General features: G+C 73.3%; 3 protein-coding genes. 1 reads left to right on the top strand and 2 read right to left on the bottom strand.

What is annotated here, in order from left to right; genetic code table 11:
* Window positions 1–47: 47 nt before the first annotated feature.
* Both frr and pyrH read right to left on the bottom strand, forming a co-directional pair.
* Complete coding sequence (gene frr / locus AX737_RS11260; protein WP_066921353.1) at window positions 48–611, bottom strand: ribosome recycling factor; 564 nt, start codon at window positions 609–611, stop codon at window positions 48–50.
* A gap of 123 nt (window positions 612–734) precedes the next feature.
* Window positions 735–1,454, bottom strand: a complete 720-nt coding sequence (pyrH, locus tag AX737_RS11255) for a UMP kinase (protein WP_066921351.1) — start codon at window positions 1,452–1,454, stop codon at window positions 735–737.
* Window positions 1,455–1,726: 272 nt separating this feature from the next.
* Here pyrH and AX737_RS11250 point away from each other — a divergent pair, with 272 nt between their 5' ends.
* Complete coding sequence (locus AX737_RS11250; protein ID WP_238229951.1) at window positions 1,727–2,920, top strand: glycosyltransferase; 1,194 nt, start codon at window positions 1,727–1,729, stop codon at window positions 2,918–2,920.
* Window positions 2,921–3,038 lie beyond the last annotated feature (118 nt).

Raw genomic sequence — 3,038 nt, 5'->3', positions numbered from 1 at the left:
GGTGCCGCCTCTCCCGCCATCGCGCGCGGTCCCGACGCGAGCCTGCGTCAGACCTGCATGATCTCCTTCTCCTTGGAGGCCAGCACGCCGTCGATCTCGGCGATGTACTGGTCGGTCGCCTTCTGCACGTCGGTGGCCTGGCGCTTCTCGTCGTCCTCCGAGATGGCGCTGTCCTTCAGGAGCTTCTTGAGGTGGTCGAGCCCGTCGCGGCGCACGTGCCGCACGGCGACGCGCGCCTCCTCGGTGTACTTGTGGGCGACCTTGACCATCTCCTTGCGGCGCTGCTCGTTCATCTCGGGGATGCGCAGTCGGATGGTCTGACCCTCGGTCTGCGGGTTGAGGCCGAGATCGGACTCGCGGATCGCCTTCTCGACGGCGGTGACCATGGAGCGGTCCCAGACCGAGATCGACAGGAGGCGGGGTTCCGGCACGCTCACGGTGGCGACCTGCGCCATCGGCATCGCCGAGCCGTAGGCATCGACCTGGATCGGGTCGAGCAGGCTCGGGGTGGCGCGGCCGGTGCGGAGCGACCCCAGATCCTTCGAGAGCGAGGCCACCGCGCCCTGCATGCGGCGCTTGATGTCGTTGAGGTCGAAGTCCGGTGTGGCCATCTCGTCAAATCCCGACGCGTTCGCGGAAAGGTAAGGGTCCGGGCGGCGCGGCCCGGGCGTTCGGCGCCTCAATGAACGAAAACCGGAGCGCCCGCAAACGGATCGGGCGGATTTCGCCCCGCCTTACGGCACCACGCGCGTACAGGGCGCACCCCCGGTGAGGATCGCGGTGATCGAGCTCGGCGCGTGGACGGAGCCGACCACGATCGAGAGCCGGCTCTCGCGGGCGAGCGCGAAGGCGGCGGTGTCCATCACCTTGAGGTCGCGGGCGATCGCCTCGTCGTGGGTGATGCGGTCGTAGCGGGTGGCGTCCGGGTTCGTCTTCGGGTCGGCCGAGTAGACGCCGTCCACCTGGGTCGCCTTGAGGACGGCCTCGCAGCGGAGTTCCGCGGCGCGCAGCACGGCCGCCGTGTCGGTGGTGAAGTACGGGTTGCCGGTACCACCCGCCAGCACCACCACCTGCCCCTTGTCGAGATGGTGGAGCGCGGGCTGCCTTGCGAAGGTCTCGCAGATCGTCGGCATCGAGACCGCCGACATGGTCCGCGCCTGGACGCCGGCCGCGTTCAGCGCCGTCTCCAGCGCCAGCGAGTTCATCACGGTCGCCATCATGCCGAGCGAGTCGCCGGTCGCCCGGTCGATGAAGCCCGCCTGGGAGATGCGCGCCCCGCGGATCATGTTGCCGCCGCCGACCACGAGCGCGACCTGGATGCCCGTCGCGATCGTCCGGGCGATGTCTTCGGCGAGGCCGGCGAGCGTCGGCGGGTGCAGCCAGTAGCCGTCCGGGGCGGCGAGCGCCTCGCCGGAGAGCTTCACCAGGACGCGGCGATAGGGCGTTTCCGGCATAGGGACTCCTCCGCCGGAGCGCGGCCGGCCTGCTCTCGAACCGAGGGGCTTCTACGCGAAGCGGCCCGGCGGCGTCGAGGGCGCGAACCGTGAACGGCACCGCGCCCGTGCTCCGCCCGATCCGTTCGGCAAACGTACAGCCGAGCCCGGCTAAGACTGCCGCGTTGCCGGGATCCGGGGGCGAACCGGGCCTCGATTCCGGTGGCGTGACGGGCCGAGCGGACCGCGCCAGCGATGGGCGGTCTGCGGCCCCGCTGGATTGGAGCCGCCCCGTGTCGCCCACCACCCTTCCGATCGCCGACCCGCAGGGACGCGTCCCGGCCTCCGGCCCGGACGTCGTCGTCGCGATCCCCGTGCGCAACGAGGCCGAGCGGATCGCGGCCTGCCTGCGGGCCCTCGGGGCCCAGGCCGGGCTCGCGCCGGGCCGGCTCGGGCTGGTGCTGTTCCTCAACAACTGCACGGACGGCACGGAGGCGATCGTCGCCGGACTGCGCGCCAGCCTGCCGATGCCCGTGCGGCTGATCACCGCGACCTACGAGCGGGCCCATGCGGGCTGGGCGCGCCGCGCCGCGATGGACGCGGCGGCCGCCTGGATCGAGGCGGGGCCCGGCACCGGCACGATCCTGACCTCGGACGCCGACAGCCGCGTGCCGCCGGACTGGGTCGCCCGCAACCTCGCGGCGCTGGAAGCCGGTGCCGACGCGGTGGCGGGCCGGGTCGAACTCGCCCCCGAGGAGGCCGCCCTGCTGCCGCCCTCGCTGCCGGCCCGCGGCAAGCTGGAAGATGAATACGACGCGCTGATCACCGAGATCGAGACCTGCCTCGACCCGGATCCGCACGATCCCTGGCCCTGCCACCGCACCACGATCGGCGCCTCGCTCGCCGTGCGCTCGGGCGCCTACGTCCAAGTCGGCGGCATGCCGGAGATCCCGCTCGGCGAGGACGGCGCCTTCGTGGCCGCCCTGCTGCAGCAGGGTTTTCGCGTGCGCCACCCGCGCGACGTGGTGGTGACGATCTCGGCCCGGCTCTCCGGCCGGGCGCCCGGCGGCGTCGCCGACACGATCCGCGCCCGCTGCGAGGAGCCCGACGCGCTCTGCGACGCCCGGATGGAGCGCGTGCCCCGGCTGATACTGCGCTGCTGGCTGCGCCACCGCCTGCGCCGGCTGCACCGCTCCGGCCGGCTGGGGCGCGACCTCGCCTGGGCGCGCCTCCTCGGCGTGTCGGCCGAGGAGGCGCGCCGGATCGCCGCGATGCCGCGCGTCGGCGAGGCGGTCGCGGCGGCCGAGCGCGCGAGCCCGCGACTCGCGTTCCGGCCGGTCGGGCCGCGGCATCTGCCGGGGCAGATCCGTGCGGCGCGGGTGGCCCTGGTGATGCTGCGGCCGGCCTCTCGGATCGCCGCAAGGCTTCGGCGGGGCGGGTCTGCCGCTTCCGTGCCGCCGCTCTCCGCCACCGCGCCGGAGCAGTAGAGGGCGCGGTTCTCCCTCCCCCCTCTGCGGGTAGGGAAAAGGATGTGGGACGCCCAACCTCCCTCGGGTGGGGCTGGACCCACGCCGCACCCCCTCTCCCATAGGGAGAGGGTTGGGG

The sequence above is a fragment of the Methylobacterium sp. CCH5-D2 genome, from assembly GCF_001556475.1.
In the GTDB taxonomy this organism is placed as follows: Bacteria; Pseudomonadota; Alphaproteobacteria; order Rhizobiales; family Beijerinckiaceae; genus Methylobacterium; species Methylobacterium hispanicum.
Note: the sequence above shows the minus strand (reverse complement) of the source record. Positions and strands in the feature narration are given on the sequence as shown.

What these genes read in the sequence shown, in the direction of transcription:
- frr (WP_066921353.1), bottom strand. Translation starts at nt 611, where the DNA reads ATGGCCACACCGGACTTCGACCTCAACGACATCAAGCGCCGCATGCAG.
- pyrH (WP_066921351.1), bottom strand. Translation starts at nt 1,454, where the DNA reads ATGCCGGAAACGCCCTATCGCCGCGTCCTGGTGAAGCTCTCCGGCGAG.